At 62.7% G+C, this 14,381-nt stretch carries 14 protein-coding genes; 5 read left to right on the top strand and 9 right to left on the bottom strand.

Annotated features, from left to right (window positions below):
• Positions 1-63 precede the first annotated feature (63 nt).
• Positions 64-363 (bottom strand): type II toxin-antitoxin system HicB family antitoxin, encoded by a 300-nt coding sequence (locus tag K0M74_RS19400; protein WP_293976178.1) that lies wholly within the window; start codon positions 361-363, stop codon positions 64-66.
• A gap of 47 nt (positions 364-410) precedes the next feature.
• On the opposite strand from K0M74_RS19400, the gene K0M74_RS19405 reads away from it, so the two are divergent.
• Positions 411-620: a hypothetical protein gene (locus K0M74_RS19405; protein ID WP_293976142.1), complete on the top strand. Its 210-nt coding sequence runs from the start codon at positions 411-413 to the stop codon at positions 618-620.
• Positions 621-636: 16 nt separating this feature from the next.
• On the opposite strand, the gene K0M74_RS19410 is transcribed toward K0M74_RS19405, so the two are convergent.
• Positions 637-1,497, bottom strand: coding sequence for a class I SAM-dependent methyltransferase (locus tag K0M74_RS19410; RefSeq protein WP_293976144.1), 861 nt, complete (start codon positions 1,495-1,497; stop codon positions 637-639).
• Positions 1,498-1,647: 150 nt separating this feature from the next.
• Between K0M74_RS19410 and K0M74_RS19415 the strand changes: the two genes are divergently transcribed.
• From K0M74_RS19415 to K0M74_RS19430, 4 genes are all read left to right on the top strand, one after another.
• Positions 1,648-2,619, top strand: coding sequence for a glucokinase (locus K0M74_RS19415; RefSeq protein ID WP_293976146.1), 972 nt, complete (start codon positions 1,648-1,650; stop codon positions 2,617-2,619).
• Positions 2,620-2,662: 43 nt separating this feature from the next.
• Entirely contained in the window at positions 2,663-3,403 is a 741-nt protein-coding gene (locus K0M74_RS19420; RefSeq protein WP_293976148.1) for a gamma-glutamyl-gamma-aminobutyrate hydrolase family protein, read from the top strand.
• Positions 3,404-3,587: 184 nt separating this feature from the next.
• A complete protein-coding gene (locus tag K0M74_RS19425; protein WP_293976150.1) occupies positions 3,588-4,961 on the top strand; it encodes an aspartate aminotransferase family protein in 1,374 nt (457 codons plus the stop codon).
• A 16-nt stretch (positions 4,962-4,977) separates the two neighbouring features.
• On the top strand, positions 4,978-5,916 hold the full coding sequence (locus tag K0M74_RS19430) for a DUF808 domain-containing protein (RefSeq protein ID WP_293976152.1): 939 nt from the start codon (positions 4,978-4,980) through the stop codon (positions 5,914-5,916).
• 101 nt (positions 5,917-6,017) lie between these two features.
• Here K0M74_RS19430 and K0M74_RS19435 read toward each other — a convergent pair whose 3' ends face one another.
• The 7 genes from K0M74_RS19435 to K0M74_RS19465 all read right to left on the bottom strand — a co-directional run bounded on the left by K0M74_RS19435 (position 6,018) and on the right by K0M74_RS19465 (position 14,311).
• On the bottom strand, positions 6,018-7,148 hold the full coding sequence (locus K0M74_RS19435) for an ABC transporter ATP-binding protein (protein ID WP_293976154.1): 1,131 nt from the start codon (positions 7,146-7,148) through the stop codon (positions 6,018-6,020).
• Between the two features lie 127 nt (positions 7,149-7,275).
• A complete protein-coding gene (locus K0M74_RS19440; protein WP_293976156.1) occupies positions 7,276-8,118 on the bottom strand; it encodes an ABC transporter permease in 843 nt (280 codons plus the stop codon).
• Positions 8,118-9,023, bottom strand: coding sequence for an ABC transporter permease (locus K0M74_RS19445; protein ID WP_293976158.1), 906 nt, complete (start codon positions 9,021-9,023; stop codon positions 8,118-8,120). Before K0M74_RS19445 ends, K0M74_RS19440 begins: the two co-directional genes overlap by 1 nt.
• Before the next feature lie 85 nt (positions 9,024-9,108).
• Positions 9,109-10,215 (bottom strand): spermidine/putrescine ABC transporter substrate-binding protein, encoded by a 1,107-nt coding sequence (locus K0M74_RS19450; protein ID WP_293976160.1) that lies wholly within the window; start codon positions 10,213-10,215, stop codon positions 9,109-9,111.
• 91 nt (positions 10,216-10,306) lie between these two features.
• Complete coding sequence (locus K0M74_RS19455) at positions 10,307-11,698, bottom strand: glutamine synthetase family protein (protein WP_293976162.1); 1,392 nt, start codon at positions 11,696-11,698, stop codon at positions 10,307-10,309.
• Between the two features lie 7 nt (positions 11,699-11,705).
• Positions 11,706-13,049, bottom strand: coding sequence for an aspartate aminotransferase family protein (locus K0M74_RS19460; RefSeq protein ID WP_293976164.1), 1,344 nt, complete (start codon positions 13,047-13,049; stop codon positions 11,706-11,708).
• The gene (locus K0M74_RS19465; protein WP_293976166.1) at positions 13,046-14,311 is read right to left on the bottom strand and encodes an FAD-binding oxidoreductase; all 1,266 of its coding nucleotides are present in this window, start codon (positions 14,309-14,311) and stop codon (positions 13,046-13,048) included. The genes K0M74_RS19460 and K0M74_RS19465 overlap by 4 nt, the downstream gene beginning before the upstream one ends.
• Positions 14,312-14,381: the final 70 nt, after the last annotated feature.

Below are 14,381 nucleotides of genomic sequence, written 5' to 3' on the forward strand. Positions count from 1 at the left end.
CCTCTTAAGCTCGTGGCCGAGATCAGGCTTGTGGGCGATTGAGCGGAGGCGCCAGCGCGCGCATTAAGGCGCCCCGGTCATCTCGTTATGCGCGCCGCTGACCAGATACGCGCTGCGCGACAGGTTGCGCCGCTTCGCCGCAGCATCGATCGCAGCCAGCGTGGCGGCGTCGACCGTGAAGTTTACGCGCACCGTCCGCCCGCCCGACCGCACGAAGGGGATCGCAATCAGCATGGCATCCCGATCATCAGTGTCCAGCTCCGCGCGGACCGCGGTCATATCGCTGGCCGGAAACTTCTCGATATCCTCGCCGTCGAGAAACAATTCGATGGCTTCAACCGAATTGCGCTCAAGCTCGACCAGATCCTCAGTCGAAGGCTGGCTATCGTACCCTCTCGCTCGGCGATGCGGTGATTGCCGAGTTCAAGAAACGGAAGCTTCGCTGCCCGAATGGCGGGTTGGTCTTCGCAGCCAGCAATGGGGAAGTACAGGACTATGGGAATCTGCTGCGGCGCAAATTCTATCCCCTGCAGATCAAGGCCGGCGTTTGCGACCCGCTGATCAAGAATGGCGAGCCGCTGTTCGATGCCAAGGGCGCCGCAGCCATGGACTCGCCATAGCTGGATAAATTGCCGCTTATGCGGCGCGATTGCGTGCGGTCACGATCCATGCGGCGCCGTCGATCAACACCGACGTCTCGCCGGGCAGCGCAGCAAAGGCGGCGCGCACCGCATCTGCTGCACGGGCGCGAACGTCGTCGGCTTGATCGGCCAGCGCGCGCGACAAGGGGCCGACCTGAAATGCCATATCGAGCGCATCGTCGATTGCCGCCGCACGCGTATCACTGCGACCGTAGGCGAGGCGGGTATCGAAGGGCGTGATTTTAATGTCGGCGAAGCCCGCCACCGTCAGAATATCGGATAGCCGGTCGGGATTGCCAAAGGCAAACGGACCGGGCGTATCGGGGTCGGTGGGAGCTATCGGAACAAAGTCGCGGATCGCCGTCATCGGCAAACGGACCCAATCATTCTCTGCCGCGCCGCGCCAGCACACGAAAGCGATGCGTCCGCCAGGTTTCAGCGCGCCGCGCATATGTGCAAAAGCGGCCACGGGATCGTCAAAGAACATGACGCCGAACCGGGAGAAGAGGAGATCAAAGCTGCCGGACGGAAGCGGCGCGGTCGCGGCATCGGCGAGGCAAAAATCGATGGGCGCCGCTGCGGGTGTGGCGGCGCGCGCCAGTTCGACCAGCTGCTGGGATATGTCGACGCCCAGAACATGGCCGGTTGCGCCAACCTGTTCGGCCAGAATGAAGGTGGATGTTCCCGATCCGCAGCCGATGTCGAGTACCCGTTCGCCGGGTTGCGCCGCCGCGGCGGCGATTGCCGCATCTCCGAAATCCTGAAGCATCAGGTCCAGCCGGTCCAGATTTGCCGCCCAGCGATCGCCACTGTCGCCGTTCCAGTCGTGGGTGGGGGCCGTAGAAATATCGGACATCGCCGCACTTTCCATTTATTGAGAATAGTTCGCAAATAGTCCGTCGTCGTCGGATGAGCAACCGCGCATAGCTATGCCCTGTTGCATCACCGCTGACCATGCGACATTCCCGCCGTCGAGTAAGCCGCAAACGATCGGCGAGGGAGAGATATGAGCGAACGCATCGTCACGGTTGATATCGGCGGCACCCATGCGCGGTTCGCGATGGCTGAGATTGCGGACGGGCGGGTGCTGTCGCTCGGCGACGCGACGACGCTGCATACCAAGGACCATGCGAGTTTCCAGACGGCGTGGGAAGATTTTGGCCGACAGCAGGGCGGGGCGTTGCCGCGGGCGGTCGCAATCGCGATCGCAGGGCCAACGCGCGGCGAGATCATCCGCTTCACCAACAATCCGTGGATCATCCGTCCGGCGCTGATCGGCGAAAAGCTGAACGTCGACGCCCATGTGCTGGTCAATGATTTTGAGGCAGTCGGTCACGCGGTCGCGCAAGCCGACGAGAGTTATTTCGAGCGGCTGACCGGACCCGATCAGGCCTTGCCGACGATCGGGACGATCAGCGTCATCGGCCCCGGAACCGGGCTGGGTGTGGCGCATATCTGGCGCGACGGGGCTGATTATCGCGTGCAAGCGACTGAAGGTGGCCATATCGACTTTGCCCCGCTCGACAGTATCGAGGATGCTATCCTGGCCCGGCTGCGCAAGCGGCACCGGCGCGTATCGGTCGAGCGCATCGTTTCAGGGCCGGGTATCGTCGATATTTACGAGACGCTGGCGATGCTTGAAGGGCGCGCGGTTACGCCGCTCGACGACAAGGCGATCTGGACCAATGCGCTCGGCGGGCAGGACAGCCTCGCTGCGGCGGCGGTCGATCGCTTCTGCCTGTCGCTGGGCAGTGTCGCGGGCGACCTCGCGCTGGCGCAAGGCGCGAGCGGCGTCGTCATCGCGGGCGGCCTTGGCCTTCGGATCCGAGACAGCCTCGTGCGCTCGGGTTTTCCCGAACGTTTCATCGAAAAGGGTCGGTTCGAGGGTTTTATGGCGGCGTTGCCGGTGAAGCTGATCACCCATCCCCAGCCCGGTCTGTTCGGCGCGGCAGCGGCGTTCGCGCGTCAGAAGGCCTAAATTAACACTGGCACTGTCCGATGAAAATCGGCAGCTAAGGGGCATGTCTGAGCGCCCCGTCCTTGGCATTATCGCCTGCAACCGCACCGTCGGGGTCGAGACCGCGCAGGCGGTGATGAATCGCTATGCGATGGCGGCGATGCAATATGCCGATTGCGCGGCGCTGATCATTCCTTCTCTGCCCGATTTTATGCGCGCAGAGGAGGTCATTGGACGGCTTGACGGAGTGCTGCTGACCGGAACCCCGTCGAATGTTGAACCCGCGCGCTATGGTGATGCTGCGGTGGGTGAGGGGCCGTTCGACCCCGATCGGGACCGCATGATGATCGAACTTGTCGAGGCGGTGATCGCGGCGCAGCGGCCGCTGTTCGGCATTTGCCGCGGGTTTCAGGAAATCAATGTCGCGCTTGGCGGGACGCTGCGCCGCGATACGTCGGCGAGTGCACAATTGCTGCTGCACCACGCGCCCAATGAGGCCGATTTTGATACGATGTTCGATCATCGCCACCCGGTCGAGCTGGTAGCGGGCGGGCTGCTGGCGGCGGCTTATGATGCGCCGATGCTTCAGGTGAATTCGGTGCATTTCCAGGGCATCGGCGCGCTCGCCGACGGGTTGGCGGTCGCGGCGCGCGCGCCCGACGGTTTGATCGAGGCGTATAGCGCGCGACCGAACGGCGCGCCGCTGCTCGCGGTGCAATGGCATCCCGAATGGGCGACCGACGAAAGCGATGACAGCCAGACCTATTTCCGCCTGCTGGGCCGTGCGCTAAGAGGCGAATTATGAACCGCCGTGTCACCCGCTATGACCGCTATCTCGCGCGGATCAGTTTCTCGCCCTGACTGGAATTCCCCTCCCTGCACGGGAGGGGCCAAGGGTGGATGGCTCGCCGCAGGGGAGCGCTCTTCCCTTAGATGTTCCACCCACCCCCAACCCCTCCCTGAAAGGGAGGGGAGTCAGGAAGAATAATATGCCCCGCAATCACGACATCGCCGAACTGCGCCGCCTCGACGTCGCGCACCACCTTCCCGCGCAGGCCGACTGGGCCGAAATCGAAAAGCTTGGCGGCAGCCGCATCATTACCCATGCCGAGGGCTGTTACATCCACGACGGCGACGGCCACCGCATCCTCGACGGGATGGCGGGGCTGTGGTGCGTCAATGTCGGCTATGGCCGCGAGGAGCTGGTCGAGGCCGCGGCGGCGCAGATGCGCGAGCTGCCATTTTACAACACCTTCTTCAAGACCGCGACGCCGCCGACGGTCATGCTGGCGGCCAAGATCGCCGAGCTGACCGGCAACCGTCTGCCGCATGTCTTTTTCAACGCGTCGGGCAGTGAAGCCAATGACACGGTGTTCCGGATGGTGCGGCATTATTGGAAGCTGAAGGGCGAGCCCAAGCGCACCGTCTTTATCAGCCGCTGGAACGCCTATCATGGTTCGACCGTCGCAGGTGTCTCGCTGGGCGGGATGAAGGCGATGCATGCGCAGGGCGACTTGCCCATCCCCGGCGTCGAGCACGTCCGCCAACCCTATGCCTATAACGAAGGGCAGGGGATGACCGAGGAGGAATTCTGCGACGTCTGCGTCCAGGCGATTGAGGACAAGATCATCGAGGTCGGCCCCGAAAATTGCGCCGCCTTCATCGGCGAGCCGGTGCAGGGCGCGGGCGGGGTGATCATTCCGCCGAAAGGATATTGGCCAAAGGTCGAGGCAGTGGCGCGCAAATATGGTCTGCTGATCGTCGCCGACGAAGTGATCTGCGGTTTCGGGCGCACCGGCAAGATGTGGGGGCATGAGACGATGGGTTTCACCCCCGACCTGATGCCGATGGCGAAGGGGCTGTCCTCGGGCTATCTACCGATTTCGGCGACCGCGGTGGCGGCGCATGTCGTCGATGTGCTCAAGACCGGCGGCGATTTCGTTCATGGCTTTACCTATTCGGGACATCCGGTGGCCGCGGCGGTGGCGCTCAAGAATATCGAGATCATCGAGCGCGAGGGGCTGGTCGAGCGCACCGGTAGCGTGACGGGGCCGTATCTGGCGAAGGCGCTGGCGACGCTGAACGATCACCCGCTGGTCGGCGAAGCGCGCTCGATCGGGTTGCTCGGTGCGGTCGAGATCGTCGCCGACAAGGAAACGCGCGCTCGCTTTGGCGGGGCCGAAGGAACCGCGGGGCCCATGGCACGCGATGCGTGCATCGCCAATGGGCTGATGGTACGCGGCATTCGCGACAGCCTGGTGATGTGCCCGCCGCTGGTCATTTCGACCGAGCAGATCGACGAGATGGTTGCCATCATCCGCAAATCCCTGGATGAGGTCATGCCGAAACTCCGCGCCCTTTAACGAAAGATGCTCTCCCATGCCCTCCGGCCTTTTTGCCTTGCTCGACGACGTCGCCACGATTGCGAAAGTGGCCGCCGCGAGCATCGACGATATTGGCGCTGCCGCTTCTAAGGCCGGGGTCAAGGCCGCGGGGGTGGTGGTCGATGATGCCGCCGTGACGCCGCGCTATGTCACCGGGTTTCAGCCGAACCGCGAGCTTCCGATCATCTGGCGGATCGCCAAGGGGTCGTTCTTCAACAAGCTGGTGCTGATCCTGCCGGCCCTGCTGCTGCTCTCCGCAGTCGCGCAATGGGCGATCACCCCGCTGCTGATGGTCGGCGGGGCATATCTGTGTTTCGAGGGCGCTGAGAAGATCTGGCACTCGCTGCACAAAGACAAGATGCCGCTTGCCGAGGCCGCTGAGATCGTGGCCGACAAGGACCATGAAGAAACGATGGTGAAGGGCGCGATCCGTACAGATTTCATCCTGTCGGGCGAAATCATGGTGATCGCGCTCAACGAAGTGATCGACGAAGCCTTTGCGATGCGCGCCGCGACACTGGTGGTGGTGGCGATTGCCATCACCATCGGGGTCTATGGCGCGGTCGGGCTGATCGTGAAAATGGACGACATCGGACTGCACATGGCGAAAGCGGGCAACAGTGTCCGCCGCGCGATCGGGCGCGGGCTGGTGGCGTTCATGCCCAAGCTGCTTGGCGCGCTGGCGCTCGTCGGGACCGCGGCAATGCTGTGGGTCGGGGGACAGATCATCCTGCACGCCCTCGACGAATATCATATCGGCAACCTGGGGCATGGCCTGCACGATTTTGCTCATTCGGTGGCGGGCAATCTGCCTGCGGCGGGCTTGTGGGAATGGCTGATCAATGCGGGCGGGGCCGGGGTGTTCGGGCTGGTGCTCGGCGGGCTGATTGTGGCGGTGCTGCATCTGGTACCTGGAAAAAAGGCGGCACACTAATCATCCTCGTCATTGCGAGGAGCGAAGCGACGCGGCAATCGAGGGTAGGCGGTAACCGCTCTGGATTGCTTCGCTTCGCCCGCAATGACGAATAAAGGGGATTACCCCAGCAACACGACCGGACTATCCGCGCGCCAGTGCATGCTGACCTTGTCGTCCCAGGTGAAATCCTCCTGATCGTGGCGCGACAGGTTGGGACGTGAGACGCGGATGCGCGCGCCCGATTCCAGCTCGATCTCGAACAAAGTGATATCGCCGAGGTAGCTCATGCCTTTGATCTTGCCGCGCGCGAAATTGTAACCATCGGGGGCGTCCTGCGCCGCCGCTCTGACTGCCTTGCCTTCGCCGGGGACGTGAAGGTAGATTTTCTCGGGGCGCAGCGCGATCCACACATCGGCGCCATGTGGGCCGGTGACGCCATGGTTCAGGTAAATCTTGCCGATTCCCGGGCAGTCGACCGCCGCCTTGTCGGGCTCGTCGAGGGTCAGCTTGCCTTCGAAGATATTCACCGAACCGACAAAATCGGCGACGAAGCGGTTGGAAGGATATTCATAGAGGTCCGACGGCGTCGCGAGCTGCGCGACTTCGCCCTTGTTGATCACCCCGATGCGGCACGCCATCGACAGTGCCTCGTCCTGATCGTGGGTGACGGTGACGAAGGTAATGCCGACCTTTTCCTGCAGCTCGGACAGCTCGAACTGCATCTGCGCGCGAAGCTTCGCATCGAGCGCCGACAGTGGCTCGTCGAGAAGGAGCACTTTCGGCCGCATCACCAGACTGCGTGCAAGGGCGACGCGTTGCCTTTGTCCGCCCGACATCTGGTCGGGCATGCGCTCGCCAAATCCGCCGAGTTTGACCAGATCGAGTGCTTCAGCAACGCGATCCTTGATCTCGCTGCCCTTCACCCCGGCGATCTTCAGACCGTAAGCGACATTGTCGGTGACGCTCATGTGCGGGAACACCGCATAGCTTTGGAACACCATGTTGACCGGCCGCTTGTTCGGCGGGATGCCCGCCATATCCTGCCCGTCGATCAGGATCCTGCCCTCGGTCGGCAGCTCGAAGCCCGCGATCATCCGCAGCAAGGTGGTCTTGCCACAGCCCGACGGGCCAAGCAGAACGAAAAATTCGCCGGCGTTGATGTCGAGGCTGACATTGTCGACCGCCGTCACCTTGCCAAAGCGTTTCGAGACATTCTGGATCTGGATGATCGGCTTGGCGGTTTCGGTCATGAAAAGATCCTAATTCCGTTCGTGTCGAGCGAGGTCGAGAGACCGTGAGAGTGTGTGCCACCGAAAGGCATCTCGACTTCGCTGGGTGCGAACGGCGACGGAGAGCGATCGGGAAAAAAGCGTTCCATCAATGCGTCTCCGCAATCGCTTTCACGCCTTGGGCCTTGAGCGCGATGAAGGTCAGGATGACGGTGAGGATGATGAGCAAGGTCGACGCGGCGTTGACTTCGGGGGTCACCGAGAAGCGGACCATCGAATAAACTTTCACCGGGAAGGTGATCGTGTCGGGGCCGCTGGTGAAATAGGTGATGACGAAATCGTCGAGGCTGAGCGTGAAGGCAAGCAAAGCGCCCGCGACCAGCGCAGGCTTGATATGCGGGATCAGCACGTCGCGGAAGACCTGGCCTTCGCTGGCGCCCAGATCCTTGGCGGCTTCTTCTTGTTCGCGGTTAAAGCTCGCGAGGCGGGAGCGGACGACCATGGTGACGAAGGGGAAGCAGAAGGTGATGTGCGCGATGGTGATCGCGCCGAGGTTGAAGGGCCAGACGAGATCGGTCGGCCAGCCGACCGCAGCAAAAAACATCAGGAACGCGACGCCGAGGCAGATTTCGGGAACGATGATCGGCAGCGAGATCGTGCCGTCGATTGCACCCTTCCACGGGAAGCGAAAGCGCCACAGCAGCACCGCCGCGAGCGTACCGAGCACCAGGCTGGCGAGCGTCGCCAGCGCCGCGATGGTCAGCGAGTTGATCAGCGCCTCGACCAGCTGGTCGTTGCCCAGCGCCTTTTCATAATATTTGGTGGTGAAGCCGCGCCACACGACGTTGCGCTTGCTGTCATTGAAACTGAAGATCATCAGCACGACGAGGGGTGCGTAGAGGAAGACCATCACCGCCCCGACCCAGAGGCGCATCCACAAGGTGCGGCTATATTCGAGCGGAGCGACCGGGGTGCGGGTGAAGAGGGCCATCAGCGGACCTCGGGCACTTTTTTGCGCATCGACTGGATCGCGATCAGCACAAACATCGCATAAATGAGAAGGAAGGAGAGGGCCGCGCCAAAGGGCCAGTCATTCGCTTTCTTGAACTGGCGTTCGATGACGTTGGCGATCATCTGGCTGTCGGTGCCGCCCATCAGATCGGGGGTGAGGTAAGCGCCGAGCGCGGGGATCAGCGTGATCATCACCCCCGCGATGATACCGGGCGCCGCCAGCGGCACGACGATCCGCATGATGGTGCGAAAATGCCCGGCGCCAAGGTCGAGGCTCGCCTCGATCAGGCTACGGTCGAGCCGGTCGAGTGCGGCGTAGAGCGGCAGCACCATGAAGGGCAGATGGACATAGACGAGCCCGAAAACGACCGCGAAATTGTTGAACAGTAGCTGCACCGGCTCCCATGTCGGCAGCGGTTGCAGGCCGACGAGCGTCTTGATCCAGCTCGTCCCTTCCCACAGCGCGCCCATTCCCTTGTTGGCAAAACCCTGCGTGCCGAGCAGCATCATCAGCGCATAGGTGCGGATGAGGAGGTTGGTCCAGAAGGGAAGCATGATACCGAGCAGCAGCCACGGTCGCCATTTTTCGCTGGCAAAGGTGATTGCCATCGCGACCGGAAAACCGATGATGAGGCAGATCAGCGTGACGAGCGCCGCGACCGCGAAGCTCTTGCCGAAAATGGTGAGGTACAGCCACTCGGTCGCGCGCTTGTAATTGTCGAGCGTGCCCGAGAATTCGATCTCGGTCAGGCCGCGATTCTCCCCGAAGCTGTAGAGCCAGACGATGGCCATCGGCAGGAGGAAGAAGACGACCACCCAGAACAAGGTCGGCAGCGATACCGCTGCGAAAGTCCTTTTGCTCGTTTTCCAGTCCTGTTCGGCCACCCCCCGATTGCCTCCCAGTCAGAGCGTCTTAGACGCGATAAATCGTCCGTCGCTGCGCGTGCAATGACGAAGCAAAGGCACCCGATTAAGCCGCGCGCACTCGCGTAAAGGCTTCTTCGAACAACGGCTGCAAGGTCGGGTTGAACTTCGCATACTCGCATTTCGCCAGCACATCGGCGGGCGGATAAATGACCGGATTGTTCTTGTAGGTATCGGGCATCAGCGCTTTGGCTGCGGCATTGGGGGTCGGGTAGAGGATCGTTTCGGTGATGCTTTTGCCGACCTCGGCATCGAGGATATAGTTGATGAAGGCATGGGCGTTCTTGGGATGCGGTGCGCCCTTCGGGATGCAAAGATTGTCCGAATTGAGCTGGCTGCCTTCGCTCGGTACGATGAAATCGATGTCGTCATCCTCCAGCATCGCCTGCGCGATGTCGCCATTATATTCGAGCACCAGGTCGATATCGCCCTTGAGCAGCAGATCCTGGCCGTCGTCGACATGGAAATTCTTCACATTAGGCTTTTGCTTGATCATCATCGCCTCGATCGTCGCGATGTCGGCGGGCGTCAGCGCGTTGACCGATTTGCCCAGATATTTGCCGTAAAGGCGGAACATGTCGCCCGCTTCGGACAGCCAGGCCATGCGACCGGCATATTCGGGGCTGTCGAACAGCACTTTCCAGCTGTCGGGCTTGGCCTTCACCTTCGACTTGCGATAGCCGATACCGAGAGCGAGCCAAGTGTAAGGCATCGATACTTTACGGCCCATGTCATAATCGACGTCGATGAAGGTCGGATCGACATTCTTCATATTCGGAATCTGGGCATGGTCGAGCGTCTGGAGCATCCCCGCCTGCGCCATGCGTTCGACGAAGTCGTTCGAGGGGACGATCACGTCGTAACCGGGGTTGCCGGCCTTGAACTTGGCAAACAGCACGTCGTTGCTGTCGAACAGGTCCATCTTCACTTCGACGCCGCTGGCTTCCTTGAAATCGCCGAGTGTCGTTTCGCCGATATAGGTGTCCCAGTTGTAGAAGTTGAGCTTGCCCTCTTCGCCATTGGCGAGCTTTTTGCCTTCGCCCTTGCTGCACGCGGCAAGACCGCCAAAGCTGATCCCGATTGCCGCGACCCCCATCGCTTGCAAGAGCGAGCGACGCCCGCGGGTTTGCTTGATCAGTTCGTTCAGATCCATGACGGCCTCCCTGTCTGTGACGTCAAGCTGACTCAATAAAGTCCGCTTGGAAAGAGGTTATTTTGCACCGCAACACGAATTTTTGAAAGATTCATGCGTTGCGGAGGTACCAATCGTAATCGAGCGTGGGTACGACGCCGAAATATCGGTCCTGTTCGACGCGTTTGACGATGCTGAACATGTCAACAAAGCGCTCGCCCAGATAGTCGCGCATCAGCGTGGAGCCGTGGAAGCGATCGACCGCGGCAAACCAGTTCGACGGCGGTTTGTCGTCGCCGCTGTTGTCGCGATCATAGCCGTTGCCGACGACGGCGGCGCCGGGGTCGGTCTTGATGGTCATGCCGTGGTGCATGCCTGCCAAGACAGCCGCGACCGCCAGATAAGGATTGGCGTCTGCGCCGCACGCGCGATGCTCGACGTGGCGGCTCGGTGGCGGTCCGGCGGGAATGCGGAACGACACGGTGCGGTTGTTGACGCCCCAGGTCGGCGCGACCGGGGCGTAGCTGTTCGCCTTGAAGCGGCGATAGCTGTTGGCGTGCGGGGCAAAGAGCGCGAAGGCGTCGCCGACGGTGGCGATCATGCCGCCGATCGCGTGACGCAGCGCCGGAGTGCCTTCGGGGTCGTCGCTGGCGAAGATGTTGGTGCCCGAACCGTCGTTGACTGACACATGGATGTGCATCCCGCTGCCCGCCTGTTCGGCGAACGGCTTGGCCATGAAAGTGGCCTCAAGGCCTTGCTGCTGCGCTACGGCTTTGACCAGCCGTTTGTACATGATCGCATCGTCGCAGGCGCGCAGCGCGTCGGGCTTGTGGCGTAGCGTCAGTTCGAACTGGCCCGGAGCAAATTCGGAAATCGCGCTTTCGAGCGGAATGTCCTGCGCGTCGGTCGCGGCATAAAGCGCGTCGAAGAAGGGCCGGAAATCGTCGAGCTCGCGCAGACCATAGACCTCGACATTGCGCGGCGTGTCGCGGCTGTAGCCGGGGCGGGCGGGGCGCACCGTGCCGTCACGGGCGCGGCGCGGGTCGACGAGGTAGAATTCCAGCTCGACCGCGAGCACCGGGGTCAGGCCGTCGGCGATAAAGCGGTCGATGACCCCGCCGAGCACATGGCGGGGATCGAGGTCGTGCGGGGTGCCGTCGAGCTCATAGAAATCGACGAGGAACTGCGCAGCATGGTCGCCGCCCCACGGCGTACGGACGAGGGTGCCGGGGATCGGCTTCATCGACCGGTCGGCGTCGCCATCTTCCCAGACGAGCCCTGTTTCGACGGTGTCCTGCCCCGTTATGTCGACGACGGTGATCGAGCCGGGGAACATCCGCCCGCTTTCATACACTGCCATCACCTCATGCTGGCGCAGTCGCTTGCCGCGCGGGACGCCGCCCATGTCGGTGTAGATCATCTCGATCGAATCGATGTCTGGATTGGCCTTGAAAAAGGCCTCGGCCTCCGAACGCGGCGCGATCACGCCCGATGATTTGGCCATCGCCCCTCTACTCCTTCAGCGCTTTGGTGCAGTCGGCGAAGCCGTCCACCAACCGGTCGATCTGGTCGTCGCCGGTAACCGGGCTCACCAACATCATATTGTGGAACGGCGCCAGCAAAATCCCGCGGTTGGCTAGGAAGAGATGGATCGCGGCTTCGAGCTCGGGGTACATCGCCGCCTTCGCTTCGCTGCCATTGCGCGGCGGGGCGGGGCAGGTGAGGAACTCGATCCGCGCGCCGACCTGGGCGACGTGCCAGTCGAGATTGGCGTTCGCGATTTCGGCTTCGAGCCCGGCTACCAAACGTGCGGCGCCGCGTAGCATGTGATCGTAGGCGGGGCGGGTGATGACCTCGGACAGCATCGCATCCATCGCTGTGATCGCGAGCGCATTGGCTGACAAGGTCGTGCCGATGCCGCTGTGACCCGCTGGTCGCGACTGGTTGAGTGCCGCCATCCGCGCGGCGACTTCGGTGCTAAAGCCATAGACCGCGCACGGCACGCCGCCGCCGATCGATTTGCCGACAACCATGAGGTCAGGCTTTGGGCCATGGGTGATGCCATGGCCGCCATAGCCCGACGAGATGGTGTGCGTTTCGTCGAACACCAGCAGGGTGCCGGTCTCGTCGCAGAGAGTCCGGAGCGTCTGGAGAAATCCCGGGCTGTCGCGGACCATGCCGACGTTGGTCATCACCGGCTCGGCAAGGACGCAGGCGATGTCACCGCCGCGCAGCGCGTCGGCGAGGGCGCCTTGGTCGTTGAACTCGATCACGGTGGTCGTGTCGCGCAGATCATGGACCTGGCCGACCAGGCTGGCGCGCATGACGGGCTGGCCGTTCTTCAGGTCGACGAAGGCGTCGTTGACCGCGCCATGATAGGCACCGTTGAAAGTCAGGATTTTGGCGCGCCCGCTGATCCCGCGGCACCAGCGGATGACCCCACGATTGGCTTCGCTGGCGGTCGTCGTGACCTGCCATAATGGCAGGCCGAACATCGCCGCCAATCGCGCGGATAATGCGGCGCCGCGCTCGGTTGGGAGCATGTAGCTCAGCCCTTCGCTCGCCTGCTTCGCCAGCGCCCTGGCGAGCGGCGGCGGTGAATGGCCGAACAGGCTCGCCGTGTCCCCGAGGCAGAAATCGTCATAGGTCTGGCCGTCGATGCTTGTCAGCGTTGCGTCCTTGGCCGACATGGCGACGATCGGCACCGGACTCGGCCAGTCCTTCATCCAGTGGAACGGCACCGACTGGAACCAGCCGGTCGCCGCGGCGTGATGGGCAAAGGCGCGCGGGTTGGCGGCGTGGAAGCATTCGGCTTCGCGGGTCGCGACGCGGGCGATGGCGCGGCCTGAGATCATCCGAGCCTGTCCTTCAACGCATAATAAAGCAGTCCCAAGGTCGCGAGCGGCTGGCGCAGCCATTTGCCGCCGGGGAAGGGGCGGCTGGGCAGATTGGCGAGCACATCGAATCGCTCGGCGGTTCCCGCCATCGCTTCGGCAATCAGTTCGCCCGCCAGCGTCGTCACCAGCGCGCCGTGGCCTGAGAAACCGTGGGCGAAAAAGACATTTCCGCGCCGCCCGATATGGGGCAGCCTGTTCATCGTTACCGCCACCGCGCCGCCCCAGCCATAATCGATCCTGGCATCGGCAATCTGCGGGAAGACCTGCGCCATGAAGGGCCGCACGAACGCTGCGATGTCGCGCGGCGGGGTCTGCGAATAGCGTTCGCCGCCGCCGAAGATCAGGCGCTTGTCGGCAGAGAGGCGGAAATAGTTGAGCACGAACCGGCTGTCGGCGACTGCGGCGTCGCTGGGGAGTAGCTCGTCAGCGCCCGCCAGCGGCACGGTCGCGATGTTATAGTTCATGATCGGCACGGTGTAGCGGCCGAGGTCGGGCTCGATCTGTCCGATCCAGCTGTCACTGGCATCGATCACATAGCGGGCGGTAATATGAGCGCAGTCGGTTATCACACCAAGGCCATCAGCCGTGTCTGTTACCTCATAAGCGCGCTGATCCTCCCAGATACAAACACCCGCGGCTTCGGCGGCTTGGGCGAGGCCGATCGCATAATTAAGCGGATGGAAATGGCCGCCATGCGGGTCGTAGATGCCACCGTGATAAAGCGGGCTGGCGATATGGTTGGGCATATCCGCTTTCGCGACGACGTCACTCTCGTAGCCGAAGCGCTTAGCGAGATAGTCCGCCTCGCGCCGCATCGCGCCGAAATCCTTCGGCGTCCACGCTGCTTCGAGATGCCCGGATTTCAGGTCGCAATCGATGCTGTGCTTGGCAATCCGCGCCGCCACCCGGTTGCCGCGCCAGCACAGGTCGAACAAGGCATCAGCGCGATCGCGGCCGAATTCTGCCTCAAGCTCGGACGCCGACCAGCGCAGGCCGGGGATCAGCTGCCCGCCGTTGCGCCCCGACGCGCCGAAGCCGATATGTTCGCGCTCGATGAGGATCACCGAAAAGCCGCGCTCGGCGCAGGCGAGAGCGGCGGAAAGGCCCGTGAAGCCGCCGCCGATGACGGCGACGTCGAACGATAAATCCCCCGCGAACTCGCCCGATTGCCACTTTTGCGCGGTCGCGGCGTAATAGCTGTTGTTGAGTGGGTCGCTCATTCGTGAGCCAATCTCTAATCCCCTTTGGGGGGGGGGGGGGGGGGGGGGGGGGGGGGGGGGGGCGCCGGCC

This window comes from Sphingopyxis sp. (assembly GCF_019459305.1).
Taxonomy (GTDB): domain Bacteria; phylum Pseudomonadota; class Alphaproteobacteria; order Sphingomonadales; family Sphingomonadaceae; genus Sphingopyxis.

Bases quoted from the DNA above. Each gene is read 5' to 3' on its own strand.
- K0M74_RS19465 (WP_293976166.1), bottom strand. From the start codon at position 14,311: ATGAGCGACCCACTCAACAACAGCTATTACGCCGCGACCGCGCAAAAG.
- K0M74_RS19430 (WP_293976152.1), top strand. From the start codon at position 4,978: ATGCCCTCCGGCCTTTTTGCCTTGCTCGACGACGTCGCCACGATTGCG.
- K0M74_RS19420 (WP_293976148.1), top strand. From the start codon at position 2,663: ATGTCTGAGCGCCCCGTCCTTGGCATTATCGCCTGCAACCGCACCGTC.
- K0M74_RS19425 (WP_293976150.1), top strand. From the start codon at position 3,588: ATGCCCCGCAATCACGACATCGCCGAACTGCGCCGCCTCGACGTCGCG.
- K0M74_RS19415 (WP_293976146.1), top strand. From the start codon at position 1,648: ATGAGCGAACGCATCGTCACGGTTGATATCGGCGGCACCCATGCGCGG.
- K0M74_RS19440 (WP_293976156.1), bottom strand. From the start codon at position 8,118: ATGGCCCTCTTCACCCGCACCCCGGTCGCTCCGCTCGAATATAGCCGC.
- K0M74_RS19460 (WP_293976164.1), bottom strand. From the start codon at position 13,049: ATGATCTCAGGCCGCGCCATCGCCCGCGTCGCGACCCGCGAAGCCGAA.
- K0M74_RS19435 (WP_293976154.1), bottom strand. From the start codon at position 7,148: ATGACCGAAACCGCCAAGCCGATCATCCAGATCCAGAATGTCTCGAAA.
- K0M74_RS19450 (WP_293976160.1), bottom strand. From the start codon at position 10,215: ATGGATCTGAACGAACTGATCAAGCAAACCCGCGGGCGTCGCTCGCTC.
- K0M74_RS19410 (WP_293976144.1), bottom strand. From the start codon at position 1,497: ATGTCCGATATTTCTACGGCCCCCACCCACGACTGGAACGGCGACAGT.
- K0M74_RS19455 (WP_293976162.1), bottom strand. From the start codon at position 11,698: ATGGCCAAATCATCGGGCGTGATCGCGCCGCGTTCGGAGGCCGAGGCC.